This window comes from Tropicibacter alexandrii, from assembly GCF_003667315.2.
Classification (GTDB): domain Bacteria; phylum Pseudomonadota; class Alphaproteobacteria; order Rhodobacterales; family Rhodobacteraceae; genus Tropicibacter; species Tropicibacter alexandrii.
The window spans coordinates 277866-296687 of sequence record NZ_RCTZ02000003.1; the positions used below are offsets into that span (position 1 = coordinate 277866).

Consider the following 18822-nt stretch of genomic DNA (forward strand, 5'->3'; position numbering starts at 1 on the left):
CGAAGACCGCCCCGATATCAGGTAAAGAAAAGGGATCAAGCCCCCCGACTGAAAGCATGTGTGGTCAATCCAATGGTCGTGCCCCGAACTTTGCTGAGGCGTCCGGCCAATACGCCGCCGGTAAGGCTTTCTTAACACATTCGCGTGACGTAGGGGCAGTCAGGATTTCCTGACTTTGGGGTGGAACGCGCATCTTTGGTTAACGCTGCCCGGGAAAGAGGCGCTTTCGCGGCCCCATGCAAAAGGCCCGCACGGAGCGCGCGGGCCTTTCAGGTCTCGGACAGGGCGTCAGAGGATGGGTGGTTCGACCACGATCGAATCCACCAGTCCGTCGGTCGTGACCAGCCCCTCAAGCAGCAAGGTGTTGGTGCCCACGGTGATCAGCACGCCCTGCGCGGTGACCGTCGCGCCATCGACCAACTGCTGCGCGGTCATGCCATCGGCTGCCGGGTTGGCAAAGGTCAACTGATCCACGCCGACATGGAAATCGTCGATGGTGTCGTTGCCGAATTCCTGATCGACATGGCCGAACGAGAATTCGTCCGCGCCAGAGCCGCCATGCATCAGGTCGTTGCCCAGACCGCCGATCAGAACATCGTCATCCCCGCCGCCGTTGAGATAGTCATTGTCCGCGCCGCCGTTCAGCGTGTCGTTGTGGCGGTTGCCGAACAGGAAATCGTCCCCGGTGCTGCCGAGGATTTGGTCGTTCCACGTGCCGCCGATGACCGTGTCATTGCCATACCCGGCATGCAGGTAATCGCCGCCGCCGCCGCCCTTGATGAAGTCATCGCCATTGCCGGCCCAGACCCAGTCCTGATTGCGGCCCGCATCGATGCTGTCATTACCGTCACCGGTGGTGATGCTGTCCGCGCCGGTGCCGCCCATGATGGTGTTGTCACCGTGGCCCGCGTCGATCGTGTCATCGCCGTCGCCACCGTCGATGGAGTCGGGATTGACCAGATCGCCGGGGATGCTGTCGTCACCGCTGGTTCCGATGACCGGCACGACCTGAAACGGCGGCGTGAAGGGCGAACCGTTCAGCATATCGACATCCGCCATCATGTCGTCGAAGCGATAGCCGCCGTCGAGCACCTCTTGCAGGGTCGGGCCTTCGCCTTGGGTATAGGATGTGCGCACCACCAACTGGCTGCCATCGGGCTGTTCGAAGGTATAGACCAGCAAGGCCACGGGCTGGTTCAGGTCGATCACCGGGTCCGATGTCGGTGCCTGTGCCTGCGTTGCTGTGACCGTCCCCTCGAGTCCGCTGGCCGAAATGGCGACGACGATACCGCCGAGGTGGTCTAGGAACTGTCCGGGGTTGAAGGGATCGGGGACCGGAAAGGGCGACGAAGGGTTGACCTGTTCCACGCTTCCCGGTTGCCCGACAATCAGGAAAAGTTGTGCGCTTGCCGGATCGATCGGTGTAACCGTACCGCCGTTGACGAGTGTTGCGTCCGTAATGACTGCCATCGAGTGACTCCAGTGAAATATGTCGAAAAAATGACGGCATATTTCTCAGTTGGTCAAGATGGGAAATCCACTACATGCTGACCGCGCGCGCCCCTGTGGCACGAGATTTTGGTCGCTCCGCGCTCACGCGCGCCCGGTGAACAGGCGGCGCAGGGCAGCGCCTTGGCTCAGGCCCACGCCGCACAGGATCAGCACGAGCGCGACCAGCAGCGACGGGCGGAAGGTTTCGCCCAGAACGACGATCCCGAGGACGACGGACCAGAGCGGAACCTGATAGTTGGTCAGGCTCATGAAGACCGGCCCGGCGCTGCGGATCACCAGCACGCGCAGCAGGTTGGCGCCGGCGGTCGGGATCAGGCCAAGGACCGCGACCACCAGCAGGGTCTGGCTGTCGGGCATGACGGGGGCACCTTCGCGCAGCCAAGCCATCGGGATGACGAAGGCGCTGCCGACGATCAGCGGCACGGCGGCCAGCCCGATCGGATCGACCGGAGGCAAGCGGCGCATGGCGACGGAACTGACCGCATAGCAGGCCGCTGCCGCGAGGCAGGCCAGACGCCCCACCGGCTCCAACGCGTCGCCGGTTGCGGCGAACGCCTCCGGGCCGATCAGGATCGCCACCCCGACAAAGCCGATCCCGAACCCGGCGGTGCGGCGCAGGCTCATCTGCTCGCCCGGGACAAGGTAGTGCGACAGCGGCAGCACCATCAGGGCGACGCTGGCCATGGACACCCCGGCAAAGCCGGAGGTGACATATTGCAGCCCCCATGACAGCAGCATGAAGGGCAGGGCGGTCGAGCCGATCCCGATCAGGATCATCGGCCCCCATGCGCGGTCCTCCGTCAGGAACAGCTTGCCACCCACGGCCAGCCAGATCGCGACGGTCAGCAGGGTCGCGAAACCGATCCGTCCAGCGGCCAGCCAGAACGGGGTCATGCCGCGCAGGGCGATTTCCATGAACAGGAAGGTCGCGCCCCAGACGAGCCCGAGTGCAGTAACCATGAGCCAACTGCGCGTGGTGATTTCGGGCATTATCCGGAGGTCCTGTTTGCTGGCCCGTGGATCAAGAACACGGCAGGTTGTCGCACACCGGGAACGTCGGGCGTGCCGTCGGTGTTCAGTAAGCTAATGGAATAGGAGGAACTCAAATGGGTGCTTCAGATATCGTCGTAATTCTCTTTCTCGTCACGCTTGGTGCAGTAGCGGTCTTTGCTCTTGTCAGCAAGAAAAGGATCGAAGACCGGCGCCACGATCCTGACGCCACGAAATCAACGTTGTCCGAAGACAAGTCTTCGACCGGAAAGCCAGCCGACGTATGATTCAGGCGCTTACGCAAGGGGCGGCGCCATACTTGATGCCGCCCCTTTTGTTGGCGCCGATGTTGGCGCGATCAGGTTCTGGACATATCGACCACCTTGCTGGCGGCATGTGCCTCAGGCCGACAAGATTTGTGCGGTCAGGCCCAGCGCGGTCGCTGCGTTCAGAAGGGTCAGAAGAACGGCTGGGAGTTTCCACCACGTCCAGCCACCGCCCTTCGGGCTGGCGAGGGCGACCGCTGTGGTCAGCGCCAGCAGGAACAGGCCGTACAGGCCCAGCAGCGCGGCGCCCAGCGGGATCAGTGGCGGGATGACCAGCAGAATGACGATCAAAGGCACGACAACCAGCGCGGACAGGTAATTGCCCGTCCAGAACGTCTCGCCCAGCGTCTCGCGGCCCGCCCAGACGCCGCGCCACCAGCGCAGGGTCGCGTATTTGCGGCGCTCGGCCTGAATGTCTGCATCGGTCTGGTTTGGCATCTGTGGCTCCTTCATGGCGGGGGACCCTAGGCCCGCTGGCCGACTCTGTCGATCCGCAAAAGGCAGAAGCCCGGGGCACACGGATGACAGGCGCCTCGATTCGTGGTAAACTTATGCGCGTATTTCGCGATATGGCTTGCAATCAATGACTGTTTTCCGCTCTCTCATTTCCGGGTTTTCCGCCCTGATGGTTTTCGCTCTTGGCGGGCTTGCCCAAAGCCCGGCGCAGGCCCAGTCCACCGATCTGCTCAATGATTACCTTGCGGATGGGAATTGGGAGGTCGTCTATGGTGTCGACACCCCCATTGGCGAAGAAACGCGCGTCAATTCGCTCAAGAAACAGGCGGTTGCCTGCATCCAGACGGATGATCCGGCCTGCTTTGCCGGGCTTGGGCAGTCCGTCGATACGCTGATCGGGTTCCCGCTTCGGGCCGGGGGCACCGGCAGCGCGCCGGTCACCCTGACCGAGGAACAGATCGGGCGTGCCTTCGCCAATACCCTGTTCGGGGATGAACCGATGCGGATCGACGGTCTGGAGATCGAGCTGGGTGTCGTCCCGGTCCAGGATTTCACCGATTACAGTTTCGAACGCCCGGTGCTGGAAAGCTATGACTGCTCGAACGCGCTGATCGCGGCCAAATGTGTCGACACGCGGGACAAGACCGTGTCGGGCTTTGTGACCGATGAACCGGTGCTGCGCAGCTACATTCGAACCAGAGAATTTGAATGACCCTGATATTCTGAAAGGAAGGCGTTCATGGCCGAGTTCGACGATCAGGTGGCCGGAGCCATCGGCGAGTCGCCGCATGTGCAAAACACGATGGTCAGTGCGTTGCGCGAGTCCTCTGCATTCTCAGAGCTCTACCGGGACCGGTTCGACAAGGTTCTCGACGACCCCGAGATGCGCAAGGAGTTGATCAAGGCGCTGACCGAGGGCGAAGATTTTGCCGCGGTGTTTGCCGATCGGCACGAAAAACTGCTGAAGGCACAGGCCGAGGCGCGCCCGAAATGGAACACCGCCGCCTATTGGAAGCGCATCCCGGTTCTGGGGACCACTGTCACCGCCGTGCTGGCGGTTGGCGCCGTGTTGGGGATCGAGTTTTTCACCGAGGATCAGCTTGTCGGCTACGCCCACGCGGCTTTGGGGACGGAAAACCTGATCTCGACGCGCGTCGTCGATCCGGACAGCGCCATCTCGGAAAAGGTGCGCGGCGTGATCTTTGACGAGGTGACGGTGCGCCATCGCAAGACCGCGCAGGAATTGTCCAAGTTCATGGGGGACGAGTACAAGCAACCCGACACGCCGGTCGTCATAGGCTTGCAGGAATACCTGACAGCGACTTTGGTCGAGCCGGACAAAGCGCCGGAAATCCGCAAGGGCATTCACGGCATCATGCGCGAACGCCCCGTTCTGATTTCCCACGGCATGCAAAGCTTTGACCTCAGCCCGCCGGAGGACCGGTTCGGCGTTGCGTGCAGGCAGGCCCTTGAGGAATTCACCGCCGCCGGGACCAAGCTGGACATGGAGCGCGGCCAGCTGGAAGTTCAGGTGAGCAAGGAGACAACGGAATTCGGCCGCGCGACCCGCCCGCTTCTGGCGCAGCTTGAGCTGGTGAAGCAGAAGCAGACCGACCTGCTGGACGCGCAAAAGGCGCGGCGTGCGGCCTGTCTGCAAGAGCTGGGGCCGCCCAAGCTGACATTCACATTCTATGCCGACCTGCCGCGTGACGAAGTCCGCGCCCGTTTGCGGATTTTCGTGGTGGATGCGGAAAACCTGCACGGCTATCCGACGCCCGCCAATCCCGATGACATCGCGCCGCTGACGGTCAAGCTGGCCTCGGTGTCGAACGGTGACGAGACGGCGCATCCCATCACTCTGCGGCCACGCGACCATGGGCTGGTCGAGATCGAGTCGATCAACTACGACGACCAGTCCTTTGGCCGTTCGGACAAGATCCACAAGCTGATCGTCGAGCTGGACCGTACCGCAATCGATGAGACCAAGGTCGCCAATTACGTCATCGCGGCCGCCTTTGTCGTGAACGGTTGACGGGCCGCAGACAGAAAAGGGGGCCGAGCGGCCCCCTTTTGAATGACTGCGCTGCGCTGTGCGATCAGTTGCGCGACTTGTCGACCATCTTGCCGGCAGAGATCCACGGCATCATGTCGCGGAGCTTGGTGCCGACCTGCTCGATCTGGTGCTCGTCATTGGCGCGGCGCGACGCTTTGATCGTCGGCTGGCCCACGGCGTTTTCCAGCATGAAGTCACGCACGAACTTGCCGGCCTGAATGTCGTTCAGGACTTCTTTCATGCGGGCCTTGGTCTCGGCATAGGGCAGGATGCGCGGGCCGGTGACGTACTGGCCGTATTCTGCGGTGTTGGAGATCGAGTAATCCATGTTGGCGATGCCGCCTTCGTAGATCAGGTCGACGATCAGCTTCACCTCGTGCAGGCACTCGAAATAGGCCATTTCCGGTGCGTAACCGGCTTCGACCAGCGTCTCGAAGCCCATGCGGATCAGTTCGACCAGACCGCCACACAGCACGACCTGCTCACCGAAGAGGTCGGTTTCGCATTCCTCGCGGAAGTTGGTCTCGATGATGCCCGAACGACCGCCACCGATGGCCGAGCAGTAGGACAGGCCGATATCCAGCGCCTTGCCGGTTGCGTCCTGATGCACGGCCACGAGGCAGGGCACGCCGCCGCCTTTGGTGTATTCGCCGCGCACGGTGTGGCCCGGACCCTTGGGCGCCATCATGATGACGTCGACGCCTTCGGGCGCTTCGATCAGGCCGAAATGCACGTTCAGGCCGTGGGCGAAGGCGATGGCGGCACCGGGCTTGAGGTTGTCCTTGACGTATTTCTTGTAGGTCTCTGCCTGAAGCTCGTCGGGCATGGTGAACATGATGACGTCGCACCATGCTGCGGCTTCGGCGATGCCCATGACCTTCAGGCCCTCGGCTTCGCACTTCTTCGCCGAGGCAGAGCCTTCGCGCAGGGCGATGACGACGTTCTTGGCACCGCTGTCGCGCAGGTTCAGCGCGTGGGCGTGGCCTTGGCTGCCGTAGCCGAGGATGGCAACATTCATGTCCTTGATCAGGTTCACATCGCAATCGCGATCATAGTAGACGCGCATGGCGTTCTCCTCTCTCTGGTTCCGCCCTTTATGGGCATCGTTGTTCTGGGGCGCACCATAGCGGTGCGACCGAGAGGGAGTTTGCGTTTTTCGGATGAATTTGCGATAAGGCGGGGATGTCATTCGCCCTGATGGTAAAATCCGGAATATTCATGCTTGACGACACCGATAGACGCATCCTGCGCCACTATCAGGCCGACCCTGACATGGCGATGAGCGACCTTGCCGACCGGGCCGGGGTCACCGGCTCGACCCTTGCGCGCAGGCTGGACCGGCTGCGCGAGACGGGGGTGCTGCGGGGCGTGCGTGCGGTCGTCAACTGGCCTGCCTTGGGGTATGAGGTCGAGGTCAGCCTGCGGATCACGCTGGACAAGACCGCGCCGCGCGCCTTTGACGAATTCACCGCCGCCGCGCGCGAAGTGCCCGAAGTGTTGGAGATCCAGACCTTTCTGGGTCAGGTCGATGTGCGCCTGTCGGTCATCGCGCGGGACATGGCGCATTACCAAATGCTCTATCGCGAACGTCTGCTGACCTTGCCGCATATCCTCGACATCGAGGGGTTGATGCATGTGGCCCGCCTGAAATCCGAGGAGACGCTGCCGCTATGATCGACCTCGACGAAACCGACCGCGCGCTTCTGCGCGCGCTGGCGCAAGATGCCACGGCCAGCGCTGGGGCGCTGGGGCGCGCGCTGGGCCTGTCGCAACCGGCCTGCTGGCGGCGGATCAAGCGACTGCGTGAGGCAGGCGTGTTTCGCGGTGCACAACTGGATATGGATGCGCAGGCGCTGGGCTTTGGCGTGACGGTGTTTCTGGGGGTCAAGCTGGCCGCCAAGGGGCGGTCCAGCGTCGAGGATTTCGAGCGCGCCGTGCAGGCCATCCCCGAGGTGCAGACGGTCGAACACGTGCTGGGCGCCTACGATTACCGCCTGCGGGTCGTGGCGCGCGACATTTCGGATTTCGAGCGCGTCCTGCGGCGGCGGATCATGACGCTGCCGGGGGTGGGCAATCTCGACGCCAACGTGCTGCTGTCGGAAGAGCGCAGGCTCGGCCCCTTGGGTTAGGCCACGCGGACCAGCGCCTCGGCCTCGTATTTGCGCAAGGTCAGGCGCGAGGTCGGCTGGCCCGCATCGTGCAGGGCCAAGTCCGGAAATTGCGCGATGATCTCGTCGCGCGCGGCGTCATCGACATTTTGCAGGGTCTGCGGACCGGGGAACAGCGATTCAGACGCGCAACATTCTGCAAAGACGATTTCGTGCGCGTCGAACAGGAAGTGGTAATAGTCCACGCTCGATTGCGGTGTGATGGCGATGGAGCCGCCATTGAGCAGGTGTTTGGCCGCGACGAGGACCTCTGACTGGCCGAACATCAACTCGGCCCGCGCGCCGCGCAGCAGCAGACGGTGGTTCTGCGACACCTTCAGGTCTCGGACATTGTCGAGCGCGCCGGCCTTGATCCGCACGGGCGCATAGACACCGGTGCCCGGAAAGCGCCGGGCCCCGATCCAGCGGATCGGCTGTGGCCCGTTGTCCAGCGTCGTGACCAGATCGCCCACGCGCAGCGTTTCGATGAAACGCGGCCCGTCCGGGGTTTCGATCAAGGTGCCGCGTGCGAAACAGATCGGGAGGATCTGGTTGATCTCGCTGGAAAAGGCGCCATCGGCGGCTTCGGTCCCGGTGATCTGGCCGTCACCGTCATAGTCGATGTCCTGATAGGTCGGGACTTCTATCGGGTTGATGCCCTGCTCGACGAGACTGACAAGATCGACCCCTGCGACCACCACGAGGTTCGACAGCGCGGGCGCGCCAGCATCGGTCGAGACCATATCCTCGGCATCGACCCGCAGATAGGTATCGCCCATGCCCCTGCGGCCATCGGGGATTTCGACCCCGTCGCCAGAGCCGGTATAGTCATAGGTGTATAGCGGGGTGCCGGCGTAGTAGTCGGACGCGTTGTCATAGACGATGACCTGCACGATGACCGAGTCATCGGTCAGGATTCCATTCGCGTCGACATTGTCCACCACGAAGGCGACGATGTCGTCATCCTCGAAGACGGCTTCGCCGCGATGGATCATCAGCTCGCCCCCGTTGGACGCGTTCGTGTTGGAACGCGCCTCGTTGACGATGCTGAACCCGTTCAGAAGAAGGGTCGTCGTTGCCATGCCTGCCCGGTCAAGCGGGTCTTGCGCCCGCGTTTTGCCTCATTTTCGACAATTTCTGACCGAATTTCCGGGTCTTGGGAAGAGTTTACGAAGGTTAACCCGCGGTTAATTCGCGCAACGGTTGCGCATTTGACACGCCTTGCACAAGGATGCGGCAAATCGGGTTTTGCTTTCGGGGCGGCGGAGGGCTACGCCTTTGACAAACGCCAAGGGAGGGTTTCATGGCTGCACTACTCGACAATGTCGATCCCAACGGGCTCGAGGAATTCTCGGTCGTGTTTACGGATCGGTCGCTGAACCACATGTCGGCCGCATTCCAACAGGTGATGCGCGACATCTCGGGGATGCTGAAGGATGTCTACAAGGCGGATGCGGTGGCGGTGGTGCCGGGGGGCGGCACTTACGGGATGGAGGCCGTCGCGCGACAGTTCGGACGTGGTGCCAAGGTGCTGGTGGTGCGCAATGGCTGGTTCTCGTTCCGCTGGTCGCAGATTTTCGACGCTGGCGGTTTCGCGGACGAGACGACTGTGATGAAGGCGCGGCAGACCGGCAACGACCCGCGCGCGCCCTTTGCGCCCGCGCCGATCGAAGAGGTCGAGGCGAAGATCGCCGAGGTGCGACCGGATCTGGTCTTCGCGCCGCATGTGGAAACCTCGGCGGGGGTGATCCTGCCCGACGATTACATCACGCGCATGGCGGCGGCTGCGCATGACGTGGGCGCCTTGATGGTGCTGGACTGCATCGCCTCGGGCTGCGTCTGGGTCGATATGCGGGCCTTGGGCGTGGACGTGCTGATCTCGGCCCCGCAAAAGGGTTGGTCGGCCACGCCTTGCGCCGGGCTGGTCATGCTGTCCGAGCGCGCGGTTGCGCGGATGGAAGAGACGAGTTCGGACAGTTTCGCGGTGGATCTGAAGAAGTGGCACCAGATCATGCTCGCCTATGAGAACGGTGGCCATGCCTATCACGCGACGATGCCGACCGATGGCTTGCGGTCGTTCCGCGACACCATGGCGGAGACGCGGGATTACGGGTTCCAGCGCCTGAAGGAAGCCCAGTGGCAGCTGGGCAACGCAGTGCGCGAGATGTTCGCGGCCAAGGGGATTGCGTCTGTGGCGGCTGACGGGTTTGGCGCGCCCGGTGTCGTGGTGTGCTATGCGCCATCTGCCGAGGTTCAGACGGGCAAGGCCTTTGCCGAGCGCGGTATGCAGATCGCGGCGGGTGTGCCGTTGGCGGTGGATGAGCCGGAGGGGTTCTCGACCTTCCGGATCGGCTTGTTCGGGTTGGACAAGCTATATGATGTCGATGGCACCGTGGCGCGGTTGCGCCGGGTGGTCGACGAGGTGCTGTGATCCAGCCGAGCGGCTGCGCCGCGCAGGTTGATTTGCGCGTGACCGCGCGTGTCCCGGGGGCGCTGCCCCCGGACCCCCGAGGTATTTCAGGACCAAAGAAGCGGCGGGTCAGTTGCCCGTGCCGAGCCCGAGGCGCATCAGGTTGGTGCGCACGGGTTTGAGGCTGTAGAGCGCGTCCAAGCCCTTGGCCCGCAGGTCGCGCAGGGCGGGGGTGCCGACCATCGAGATCCGGTTGAGCGTGGCGATGCCCGCGACGCGGGCGCGGATGTCGGTGATGCGTTTGGCGTGGTAGGCGTCCAGCATCTGTTGGCTGCCCATTTGCTCGGGATTGGTCATGGCGAGGTCGCGCAGGACGGCGATGTCCCTGAGGCTCATGTTCAGGCCCTGTGCGCCGATGGGCGGGACCACATGGGCGGCCTCGGCCACGAGGGCGAGGCGCTGGCCCGCGAGGCGGTCGGCTTCTTGCGCGATGATCGGCCAGAGGGTGCGCTGCGAGGCGAGTTTCAGCGGGCCGAACAGGTGGCAGGCGCGTTCGGACATGGCCTCTTCGAGGGCGCTGTCGGAGAGGTTGAACAGGGCCTCGGCCTTGGGGCCTTCTTCCATCCAGACGACGGCGGAGGAGGGGCGGCCATCGTGATCGGGCAGCGGGACCAGCGTGAACGGCCCGCCGGTGCGGTGGATTTCCGTCGAGACATTGCCATGCGGGATCGGGTGGGTGACGGCGAAGGCCAGCGCCTTTTGCCCGAAGCGGATGGTTTTGACGCCGATGCCCGCGGCCTCGCGCATGGGCGAGTTGCGGCCATCGGCGGCGATCACCAGACGGGTGCGGATGCGTGCGCCGTCCGACAGGGTGACGCGGGCCTCGCCTTCGCGGGTGAACAGGCTGGTGGTGGCGGTGCCGGGGCGGAAATCGACATTGGCCAGATCGTTCAGGCGGGCGGACATCTCGCGCCGCAAGAGCCAGTTGGGCAGGTTCCAGCCAAAGGGTCTGTCCGAGAGATCAGCGCTTTCGAAATCCTTGATGACGCGCGGTTCGGGGTGTTCGCCGCCCGCATCGACGATGCGCATCACCTCCAGCGGCATGGCGTGATCGGCAAGACGCGGCCACAGCCCGGTTTCCTCGAGAAAGGCCTGCGCCGGCTGCAAGAAGGCGGTGGTGCGCAGGTCGGCGCCCGCTGCCTCGCGGTCGGTCACAGGCGGGGACGGGTCGACGCACAGCACGCGGAACCCGGCGGATGCAAAGGCGGCGGTTGCGGTCAGTCCCGCGATGCCGCCGCCCGAAATGACGATGTCGTAATCCATGGTCGTTCTCCTTGGCCCAGATCTAGGCCGGGTGCGGGGGAAAGACCATGCGGCTTACTTGCCGACCGTGATCAGCATCAGCACCGTGAACATGATCGGGGTCATGATCACGCCGGTCATGGCCAGCGCCACGACGCCCCAAGTGTTCACCGCCAGCACCAATGCCGTCAGCACGATCAGCAGGAAGTAGTAGATATTGCCGTGAAAGTCGCGGAACAAGTCACCGATGAAGGGCAACTTGTGGGTCAGTGGCGGCGTCTGGGTGATGTCGGACATGCGGGTCTCCTGGTGTCATGTGACAAGGAGATAGGGACGGGGCGCGCAATCGGTATGGACCGGATTGTCGCATCCCGCCTGTATCTTTGACGCGGGGGCGTCTCAGGGCAGGAGCTTGCGCAGGAAGGCCCCGAGATCGGTGGTGTGATGCTGGATATGGTCGGCCTCGTGCGGCTCTGGCCCGACCAGTACGGTCCGCATCCCCATCCGGTGCGGCGCGGCGAGGTTGCGCGGGTCATCCTCGAACATCGCGGCCTCGGACGGGTCGATCCCGGCGCTGGTAAAGACGCGCTCGAAGGCGCTGCGCTCTGGTTTGGGGGTGTAATCTGCGTGTTCGACGCCGTAGATCGCGTCGAAGGCGGCTTCGAGCCCACGGGCTTGCAAGACCTGCGCCGCGTATGGCGCGCTGCCATTGGTGTAGACGATCTTGCGGCCCGGCAGGCTGGCAATCAACTCGGCCAGATGCGGATCGGGCGTCAGCGCGTCGAAGGAGATGTCGTGCACGTCCTCAAGGTAGATGTCGGGGTCGACCTTGTGATGCTTCATCAACCCGGCCAGCGTGGTGCCGTGATCGGCCCACCATGTCTTGCGCAGAAGGTCGGCATGGTCCTGCGTCGCGCCGGTGGCGCGCATGACGAAGGCGGTCATGCGTTTCTCGATCTGGTCGAACAGGCGCATGGCCGGTGGATACAGCGTGTTGTCGAGGTCAAAGACCCAGGCGCGGACATGGCTGAAATGTTCTTTGGGCATGGTGGCTCCGGGTGCGACCATTGGACAGGGGGCGGCGACGCCAGCGCACTTGCGAGGACGTTGCCGCTAACGCTATCGTATTGCGATGCAAGGAGGAAGCACGCAATGGCCCAGGTCAAGACCCAGAACACGGATGCCTATTCGCTGATCCTGGAGGCCATCGACAGCGGCGTGTACCGTCCCGGCGACCGGCTGGTGGAAAGCGAGCTTGCGGAACGCTTTGGCGTGTCGCGCACCCCCATCCGCGAGGCCTTGCAACGGCTTGAGACGCAATCGCTGCTGTCGCGGGACGGGCGATCGCTGATCGTGTCCTCGCTCGATCACAACCAGATGGCCGAACTGTATGCCGTGCGCACCGAGTTGGAGGGGCTGGCCGCACGGCTGGCCGCCCGCCACGCCACCGAGGAAGAGGTGCAGGTGCTGCAGGAGATGGTCGAGGATGACAAGGCGCTGCTGGGTGATCCGGCGGCGCTGGCGCGGGCCAACCGGCGGTTTCACAAGATGATCCACCTTGCCTCGCACAATCGGTTTCTCGTGCAGCAACTGGACCTTGTGCATCGGTCCATGGCGCTGATGGCGACGACATCTCTGGCGGCGCAGGGGCGGGGCGAGGTCGCGTTGGGCGAACATCAGGCCATCGTCGATGCGGTTGCGCGGCGGGATGAGGATGCCGCCTACAAGGCGTTGCGCGACCATATCTCGGTGGCGTTCGTCACACGGCTCAAGCTGGACGCGCAGGGGCAGGGCTAGTCCTCGGGCAGGTCGGCGCCGGGGCTGTCCGGCGCGGAATGGCCATGCTCGGTCTTGTCCCAGTAAAAGGGCCGCGTCACGGTTTCCCACAGCGCCTTGTACATGGCGAAGGTTCCCAGCGGGAAATAGGCGAAGAGCGTCGGCACCCACGGAAAAAGCATCCGGTGCGGGCTGCGCGCGACGGCGGCGAGGCCCACGAGGATCGACACCGCCTCGGCGCTGAGGAACACGGCGGTCAGGTATTTCACCACGTCGCGGGTCAGCCATGGGTCGAGCGGGTGGGGAAGGCCCGCCAGCACCAGCCAGAACGACCACAGCACCGGGGCCAGTGCGAATTGCAGGATCGTCGTCAGGAACAGGGCTTGCATCCCGATGAACCGGCGCGGCCCCAGATCATGGAACAGTTTCAACGGCCTGCGAGAATGCACCCACCAAGTCAACGCATAGCCTTTCAACCAGCGTGAGCGTTGCTTGATCCAAGGCCAGATGCGGTTGTTCGCCTCTTCGCGGGTCACTGTGGCGACCAGTTCGGTGCGAAAGCCGTGCCGCGCAAGGCGGATGCCCAGATCGGCATCCTCGGTCACGTTGTGGGCGTCCCAGCCATGCACGGCCTCGATGGCATTGCGGCGAAAGAACACGGTCGTGCCGCCCAAGGGGACAGCAAGGCCGAGCCGCGCGAGGCCGGGCAAGAGGACGCGGAACCAGCTGGCATATTCCACCGCGAAACACCGCGACAGCCAGTTGGCGCGCGGGTTGTAGAAATCTAGGATGCCCTGAACGCAGCCGACCTCGGGGGGGGCGCGGGTGAAATGGGCGACGACACGCTCGATCTGGTCGGGGGCTGGGGCGTCTTCGGCATCGTAGATGCCGACGATCTCGCCACGGGTGAAGTGGAACGCGTAGTTCAGCGCGCGCGGCTTGGTCATGATCTCGCCGGGCGGGACGGTGATGACTCGCATCCAAGGTGGTAGTTGCGTGCGTGCCAACGTCTCGCGCGTCGTGTCATCCAGCGCCTCAAGCACCAGCACCACGTCGAGCCGCGATTTCGGATAGGTCAGGCGCGCAAGGCGGCGGACCAGCGTCTGTGCGATGTCCTCTTCGCGGTACAGCGGCACGAGGATCGACACCTCTGGCGGGCGGGCGTGCAGGCCCGAGAGGTCGGGCTTGGCCTGCCTGCGCGAGGCCAGCAGCGCCGCCACCTTCATCATCTGCGCCAGCAGCAGCGAGCCGAGTGCCAGCACCAGCGCCATGGCGAAGAACAGCGACGGTGCGAGCGCCAGCGCCGACACGCAGAGCACTGCGGCGAGCAGACCCATGCGGCGCGTCAACGGGGTGGTGCGGTTCAGGTCACGGCAGCTTTGCTCGGACGGAACCCAAGTCTCGGCCGACCGCGCCAGCGCCGCGCCGTACCGCTCGGCGATTTCCTGATGAATGTCGGCTTCCAGCGTGACGGCCATGGTGACCGGACCGATCGCGGGCGGCAGAAGGGTCAACAGCTCTGCATAGTGATCCGGTCGCGCGGTGGCCAGAAGCAGCGTATCGCCCAGCCGCATCCACGGCAGAACGCTGTGCTGCAAACAGAATTCCGGCGTTAGCACGTCATGCAGACCGGGGTCCGGGGGCGTCTCCGCCCGGCGCAGGATCAGGGCGCCGTAGTGGCGGGCTTGCGCATCCAAGATCGCCTCGCGCGTGGCCAGCGCCTCGGCCTCGATCACGCGACCGACGGGCACACCGACGCGCGCGGATTCGGCCAGCGCCCCGACCATGGACCGAGGCGAGACTTGCCCGCCCTCGATCAGCAACTGGCTGATCGGCTGGCCCCGGTCGGTATCCACCTGGGCAAGAAGCGTATCCGTTTCTGTCAGTCGATGATGTGACATGGTCAGCCCTGCATTGCTGCCATCTCGCACCGAGAAGGTTAAAAAGTGGTAAATATCTGATTTTGAATGATTTTGTTAACGAAGATTAAGAGAAAATTAATCGCCTTGATAAAGCTTGGAACAGCAGTTCCCGAGGCGTTCCGCTTGCGTTCCTTCCGCACACCAAAAAGGCCGCGCTCGCACGCGGCGAACACGGCCTCTGGTTGTGTGGTGCGTCACGCCTCGTAACGAGGGTCAGGCCGCTGCCATCGATGCGGCAAAGCGCTCGAACAGGTAAAAGCTGTCTTGCGGACCCGGGCTCGCCTCTGGGTGGTGCTGGACCGAGAAAACCGGGCGATCGGCCATGCGAATCCCACAATTTGAACCATCGAACAGCGAGACATGGGTTTCGAGGACGCCGGACGGCAAGGTCTGGCTGTCGACGGCAAAGCCATGGTTCATCGAAGTGATCTCGACCTTGCCGGTCTCGACCTCCTTGACCGGGTGGTTGGCGCCGTGATGGCCGTGGTTCATCTTGATCGTCTTGGCGCCAAGCGCCAGCGCCAGCATCTGGTGGCCAAGGCAGATGCCAAAGACCGGCAGCTGCGTCTTGTCCAGCAGGTCGCGGATCATCGGCACCGCATAGGCACCGGTCGCGGCCGGGTCGCCGGGGCCGTTCGACAGGAAGACGCCGTCAGGCGCGTGCGCCATGACCTCGTCATAGCTGGCCGAGGCGGGCAGCACGGTGACATCGCAGCCCGCCGAGGCGAGGCAGCGCAGGATGTTGCGCTTGGCGCCGTAATCGACGGCGACGACCTTGTGCTTGGCATCGGTCTGGCGCTGATAGCCATCGGGCCAGGCCCACCGCATCTCATCCCAGCGATAGGATTGCGCGCAGGTCACGTCCTTGGCCAGATCGAGCCCGGTCAGGCCAGAGAAGCCGCGCGCGGCGGCGACCAGCGCCTCCAGATCGAACTTGCCTTCGGGGTCATGGGCCAGTGCCACATGCGGCGCGCCCTGCTGGCGGATCGCGCGGGTCAGGCGGCGGGTATCGACGCCGCCGATGGCGATGCGCCCGCGCGCCTTCAGCCAGTCGCCCAGTTCCTGCGCGGCGCGCCAGTTGGACGATTGCGTCGGCATCCACTTGACGACCATGCCCGCCGCAACCGGGTCCTGCGTCTCGTCATCCTCGGGCGTGACGCCGGTATTGCCGATATGCGGGAAGGTGAAGGTCACGATCTGGCCCGCATAGGACGGGTCGGTCATGATTTCCTGATAGCCGGTCATGGCCGTGTTGAAGCACAGTTCGGCCGTCGTCTGGCCGGTGGCGCCAAAACCCTGACCGTAGAAGATCGTGCCGTCGGCAAGGGCAAGGCATGCGGTGGGCGTGGTCTGGGCAGCAGACATGGGGCGACTCCGGATGTGGGCAAATTTCGCGGAAAATAGGGCCGGGGTCGCATGGGGTCAAGGGGGCTTGGAAATTGCGGAATCCCCATATTTCAAGGGCTTGTCGCCACGCATTGCAGAGTTGCGCGACGGGCACGGATCGGATACGGTCTGCGCTCGGTTGAGATTGGGGATCGAGACGACTTATGGAACTGCGGACACGCATCAACAACGCCGTGAAACAGGCGATGAAGGACAAGGAGGCCGAGCGCCTCTCGACGTTGCGCCTGATCAATGCGGCGATCAAGGATCGCGACATCGCGGCCCGGGCCACGGGCAATGACAACGGTGTCGACGATGCCGAGGTGCTGGCCATCCTCGGCAAGATGGTCAAGCAGCGCAAGGAAAGCGCCAAGACCTATGAAGAGGCCGGGCGTCTGGATCTGGCCGCGCGCGAAGAGGCCGAAGTCGAGATCATCGAGGAATTCCTGCCCAAGCCGCTCAACGACAAGGAAATCGACGCGGCGATCGATGCGGCGGTGTCCGAGGTCGGCGCCGAGTCGATCCGCGACATGGGCCGGGTGATGGGCGCGCTGAAAGCGCGATACACCGGCCAGATGGATTTCGGCGCCGTGGGCGCACAGGTCAAGACGCGCCTGTCGGCCTGATTGATCGGGATGGTTTGGGACAGGGCGGGGGTGAACCCCGCCCTGTTTCGTTTCGGTGGGCCGTCACCGGAATTCCGCCGAAATTGCACCTGACCACGATTGGCCGCCCAACTCTGCCGGGGCTTTGGGGAAGCGCGCGCGCCGGATATTTTGAAGCGCGGCGCGGTCCAATACGCCATTGCCCGAAGACCGGGCGACCGAAGCCGAGATCAGCCGACCATTTGCCGCCACAGAGATCTGCAGCACGACCACGCCGCGCGCCGATGTGCCGCGCGCCGGACGGTGGGCGCGTTGCGCCGCACGGGCGATCCCGGCTTGCCACTTGGCCTTGGCATTGGCGACTTGTCCAGCCGACGGCCCTGCGGCTTTGGCTTTCGGCTGGGCGGGTGCCGCCTGCGCGCCGCCGCCTGTTCCAGCCGCCTTGCGCGCCTGTTGCGGGGCGCTGGCGGCGGGTTTCGCCTTGGGCTGTGGTTGCGGCGCAGGGGCCGCCTTGGCGACGGGCGGTGCGAGGTCGTCAGGCCGTGTCACCGGGCGCCGCGAGGTCGCGGGGGCCTGAGGCGAGGTGTCCTCGGCGAATGTCGGTGCGGGCGGCGGTGGCGCGGTGGTGTCGGCCTGCGGCAGGGCTTCGGTGCGGGGGCGGACCAACGAGGGCGCGGGCCTTTGCGGTGTCGGCATTGCCAGCGGCGCGGCGCGGCGCGGGGCGGTCTCGACCGAGGGCATCGGCATCGTTGGCGCGTCGGGCGATGCCGGGGCCAGCCCCGGCGGGGCGGGCAGGCGGCTGTCGAGTTGCGGCAAGGCGTCGGTTGGGGTTGCGTCCAAGGGCTGCGCGTTGCGCCGCGTCGGGGCGGCATCGGTCGCAGGCTGCGGCAGATCGGGCACATCGGCGCCCTCGGGTGCCGCCAGCGCCACGGCGTCCGGGGCAGCTTCGGGCGGGCGATCCCAGCTGTCGGCCAGCGATTGCAGGTCGGGGCTGGCCTGCAGGCTGATCTCGGACGTGCCACCCTCGCCCCCCGACGCCCCGCCTCCGGGCAGGTCCAGCAGGGTCAACGCCGCCAGATGCGCTGTGCCCGCCAGCAGCAGGAAGGCGGGCAGTTCGAAAGCGCGCAGCCGGATCATGGCGCAACTTCCGTGACCAGCGTGACCTCGGTCGCGCCAAGGGCCGTCAACCGCGCCAGCACCGACGCCAGCGCGGTGGCCGGGGCCTGTGCATCGGCGTGCAGGGTGATCGGACCGGCTTGATGCGCCTCGGACAGGGCGGCCTCGCCCCGTGTCTGGCCAAAGGCGATCTCGCCCGTTGCGGACAGGTAAAGCCCCTGCATCTCGGAGGCCGGATCACCGCCCTCGGCGGTGGGCAGGGTCATCTCGAACGGGTCCGGGGGCGCGATGCGCGCGGTCATCAGGAAGAAGATCAGCAGCAGGAACACGACATTGATCATCGGCACGACCGGCTCTGCCTGTCGGCGTCGCGGTTTGTCGGGGATCAGGGGCGCGCGGGTCACGGAATCACTCCACGATGGCGAGGCCGGTCAGGCCCGCTGCGCGAAGCGCGGTCAGCACGTCCAACAGCGCTTGCGTCGATGTGCCCTCGGTGGCGCGCAGCAGCACCGTATCGGTCGGACCTGCCATCAACCGCGACAGGGCTGCGGGCAAGTCATCGACGGGCACACCGTTCAACAGCGCGCCCTGCGGGGTGACGGTGACAAGGCGGGGTGGGCCTTGATAGGGTGCCTCGCCGCCGGGGGCGGCCAGCCGGATCGGCTGTGACAGGGGCAGGCCGAACCGGGCCGCCAGCATGAAGAACACGAGCAGCAGGAACACCACGTCGATCATCGGCGTCAGCGACGGGCGCCTGCGCGTGGGTCGGGCGGGCAAGTCTAACATGGCGCCCCCCCGTCCCGGGCTTGACCCGGGACCTC

21 protein-coding genes are annotated in these 18822 nt (G+C 64.7%); 8 read left to right on the forward strand and 13 right to left on the reverse strand.

The window, feature by feature from the left end:
* Positions 1 to 288: 288 nt before the first annotated feature.
* Both D8Z78_RS05750 and D8Z78_RS05755 read right to left on the reverse strand, forming a co-directional pair.
* The gene (locus D8Z78_RS05750) at positions 289 to 1470 is read right to left on the reverse strand and encodes a calcium-binding protein (RefSeq protein WP_128910633.1); all 1182 of its coding nucleotides are present in this window, start codon (positions 1468 to 1470) and stop codon (positions 289 to 291) included.
* 123 nt (positions 1471 to 1593) lie between these two features.
* A complete protein-coding gene (locus D8Z78_RS05755) occupies positions 1594 to 2502 on the reverse strand; it encodes a DMT family transporter (protein ID WP_128910634.1) in 909 nt (302 codons plus the stop codon).
* Between the two features lie 116 nt (positions 2503 to 2618).
* Between D8Z78_RS05755 and D8Z78_RS24520 the strand changes: the two genes are divergently transcribed.
* Entirely contained in the window at positions 2619 to 2789 is a 171-nt protein-coding gene (locus D8Z78_RS24520; protein ID WP_164932893.1) for a hypothetical protein, read from the forward strand.
* A gap of 114 nt (positions 2790 to 2903) precedes the next feature.
* Here the strand turns inward: D8Z78_RS24520 and D8Z78_RS05760 are convergent, their stop codons facing one another.
* Positions 2904 to 3266, reverse strand: a complete 363-nt coding sequence (locus D8Z78_RS05760; protein WP_128910635.1) for a hypothetical protein — start codon at positions 3264 to 3266, stop codon at positions 2904 to 2906.
* A gap of 187 nt (positions 3267 to 3453) precedes the next feature.
* On the opposite strand from D8Z78_RS05760, the gene D8Z78_RS05765 reads away from it, so the two are divergent.
* Together D8Z78_RS05765 and D8Z78_RS05770 are read left to right on the forward strand one after the other, a co-directional pair.
* On the forward strand, positions 3454 to 3996 hold the full coding sequence (locus tag D8Z78_RS05765; protein WP_128910636.1) for a hypothetical protein: 543 nt from the start codon (positions 3454 to 3456) through the stop codon (positions 3994 to 3996).
* A gap of 27 nt (positions 3997 to 4023) precedes the next feature.
* Positions 4024 to 5316 (forward strand): hypothetical protein, encoded by a 1293-nt coding sequence (locus D8Z78_RS05770; RefSeq protein WP_128910637.1) that lies wholly within the window; start codon positions 4024 to 4026, stop codon positions 5314 to 5316.
* Between the two features lie 64 nt (positions 5317 to 5380).
* Here D8Z78_RS05770 and ilvC read toward each other — a convergent pair whose 3' ends face one another.
* Positions 5381 to 6403 carry a ketol-acid reductoisomerase gene (gene ilvC / locus D8Z78_RS05775; protein WP_128910638.1) on the reverse strand — a complete coding sequence of 341 codons (1023 nt, stop codon included), beginning with the start codon at positions 6401 to 6403 and terminating at the stop codon, positions 5381 to 5383.
* Positions 6404 to 6555: 152 nt separating this feature from the next.
* Between ilvC and D8Z78_RS05780 the strand changes: the two genes are divergently transcribed.
* Both D8Z78_RS05780 and D8Z78_RS05785 read left to right on the forward strand, forming a co-directional pair.
* The gene (locus tag D8Z78_RS05780) at positions 6556 to 7011 is read left to right on the forward strand and encodes an Lrp/AsnC family transcriptional regulator (protein ID WP_128910639.1); all 456 of its coding nucleotides are present in this window, start codon (positions 6556 to 6558) and stop codon (positions 7009 to 7011) included.
* A complete protein-coding gene (locus D8Z78_RS05785; protein ID WP_128910640.1) occupies positions 7008 to 7466 on the forward strand; it encodes an Lrp/AsnC family transcriptional regulator in 459 nt (152 codons plus the stop codon). The genes D8Z78_RS05780 and D8Z78_RS05785 overlap by 4 nt, the downstream gene beginning before the upstream one ends.
* On the opposite strand, the gene D8Z78_RS05790 is transcribed toward D8Z78_RS05785, so the two are convergent.
* Positions 7463 to 8566, reverse strand: coding sequence for a Hint domain-containing protein (locus D8Z78_RS05790; protein WP_128910641.1), 1104 nt, complete (start codon positions 8564 to 8566; stop codon positions 7463 to 7465). The two genes, D8Z78_RS05785 and D8Z78_RS05790, sit on opposite strands and share 4 nt — an antisense overlap.
* A 221-nt stretch (positions 8567 to 8787) precedes the next feature.
* Here D8Z78_RS05790 and D8Z78_RS05795 point away from each other — a divergent pair, with 221 nt between their 5' ends.
* Positions 8788 to 9915 (forward strand): aminotransferase class V-fold PLP-dependent enzyme, encoded by a 1128-nt coding sequence (locus D8Z78_RS05795; protein ID WP_128910642.1) that lies wholly within the window; start codon positions 8788 to 8790, stop codon positions 9913 to 9915.
* A 108-nt stretch (positions 9916 to 10023) separates the two neighbouring features.
* Here the strand turns inward: D8Z78_RS05795 and D8Z78_RS05800 are convergent, their stop codons facing one another.
* The 3 genes from D8Z78_RS05800 to D8Z78_RS05810 form a co-directional block, all read right to left on the reverse strand.
* Positions 10024 to 11217 (reverse strand): UbiH/UbiF family hydroxylase, encoded by a 1194-nt coding sequence (locus D8Z78_RS05800; RefSeq protein WP_128910643.1) that lies wholly within the window; start codon positions 11215 to 11217, stop codon positions 10024 to 10026.
* Between the two features lie 54 nt (positions 11218 to 11271).
* Positions 11272 to 11493 carry a hypothetical protein gene (locus D8Z78_RS05805; protein ID WP_128910644.1) on the reverse strand — a complete coding sequence of 74 codons (222 nt, stop codon included), beginning with the start codon at positions 11491 to 11493 and terminating at the stop codon, positions 11272 to 11274.
* Positions 11494 to 11595: 102 nt separating this feature from the next.
* Positions 11596 to 12243, reverse strand: coding sequence for a pyrimidine 5'-nucleotidase (locus D8Z78_RS05810; protein WP_128910645.1), 648 nt, complete (start codon positions 12241 to 12243; stop codon positions 11596 to 11598).
* Positions 12244 to 12348: 105 nt separating this feature from the next.
* Here D8Z78_RS05810 and D8Z78_RS05815 point away from each other — a divergent pair, with 105 nt between their 5' ends.
* On the forward strand, positions 12349 to 12993 hold the full coding sequence (locus tag D8Z78_RS05815) for a GntR family transcriptional regulator (protein ID WP_128910646.1): 645 nt from the start codon (positions 12349 to 12351) through the stop codon (positions 12991 to 12993).
* Here the strand turns inward: D8Z78_RS05815 and D8Z78_RS05820 are convergent.
* Positions 12990 to 14873, reverse strand: coding sequence for a glycosyltransferase (locus D8Z78_RS05820; RefSeq protein ID WP_240672003.1), 1884 nt, complete (start codon positions 14871 to 14873; stop codon positions 12990 to 12992). The two genes, D8Z78_RS05815 and D8Z78_RS05820, sit on opposite strands and share 4 nt — an antisense overlap.
* Positions 14874 to 15107: 234 nt before the next feature.
* Positions 15108 to 16259: a glutamine-hydrolyzing carbamoyl-phosphate synthase small subunit gene (gene carA / locus D8Z78_RS05825; protein ID WP_128910647.1), complete on the reverse strand. Its 1152-nt coding sequence runs from the start codon at positions 16257 to 16259 to the stop codon at positions 15108 to 15110.
* Between the two features lie 185 nt (positions 16260 to 16444).
* Here carA and D8Z78_RS05830 point away from each other — a divergent pair, with 185 nt between their 5' ends.
* Positions 16445 to 16906: a GatB/YqeY domain-containing protein gene (locus tag D8Z78_RS05830; protein ID WP_128910648.1), complete on the forward strand. Its 462-nt coding sequence runs from the start codon at positions 16445 to 16447 to the stop codon at positions 16904 to 16906.
* A 63-nt stretch (positions 16907 to 16969) separates the two neighbouring features.
* Here D8Z78_RS05830 and D8Z78_RS05835 read toward each other — a convergent pair whose 3' ends face one another.
* From D8Z78_RS05835 to D8Z78_RS05845, 3 genes are read right to left on the reverse strand one after another with little or no spacing between them, the layout of a single operon-like run.
* Positions 16970 to 18022, reverse strand: a complete 1053-nt coding sequence (locus D8Z78_RS05835; RefSeq protein WP_128910649.1) for an energy transducer TonB family protein — start codon at positions 18020 to 18022, stop codon at positions 16970 to 16972.
* Positions 18019 to 18405: an ExbD/TolR family protein gene (locus tag D8Z78_RS05840; RefSeq protein ID WP_240672004.1), complete on the reverse strand. Its 387-nt coding sequence runs from the start codon at positions 18403 to 18405 to the stop codon at positions 18019 to 18021. The genes D8Z78_RS05835 and D8Z78_RS05840 overlap by 4 nt, the downstream gene beginning before the upstream one ends.
* 4 nt (positions 18406 to 18409) lie before the next feature.
* Positions 18410 to 18787: an ExbD/TolR family protein gene (locus D8Z78_RS05845; protein WP_128910650.1), complete on the reverse strand. Its 378-nt coding sequence runs from the start codon at positions 18785 to 18787 to the stop codon at positions 18410 to 18412.
* Between the last annotated feature and the right edge of the window lie 35 nt (positions 18788 to 18822).